This window comes from Streptomyces sp. NTH33, assembly GCF_003236365.1.
Lineage (GTDB): Bacteria > Actinomycetota > Actinomycetes > Streptomycetales > Streptomycetaceae > Streptomyces.
The window spans coordinates 1-343 of the sequence record NZ_POTZ01001182.1; the positions used below are offsets into that span (position 1 = coordinate 1).

Sequence of the window (343 nt, forward strand, 5' to 3'; positions counted from 1 at the left end):
ACACGATCATGCGGTGGCACCGCAACCTGCTCAAGCAACGACATGCCGCCACCTGCCTGCCGAAGCGGCGCGGACGCCCACCCCCCGTCCGGTCGATCCGCGCCCTGGTCCTGCGCCTGGCCCGCGAGAACAGCTCATGGGGGTATCGCCGGATCCTCCCCCGGCCTTCGGCCGGGAGGTGCCCCCAGGCGAGCTCGCGGCACTGGGCATCAAGGTCGCCGCCTCCACCGTCTGGGAGATCCTCAAGGAGCACGGCATCCCGCCCGCGCCCGAACGGCAGAACACGACCTGGGCCGACTTCCTGCGCAGCCAGGCCGCCGCGCTGTTGGCGTGCGATCTGTTC

Annotated in this window: 1 pseudogene; it reads left to right on the forward strand. The window is 71.4% G+C overall.

Annotated elements, in window-relative coordinates:
- A pseudogene (locus tag C1I97_RS39095) lies at nucleotides 1-343 on the forward strand (integrase); the annotation flags it as partial.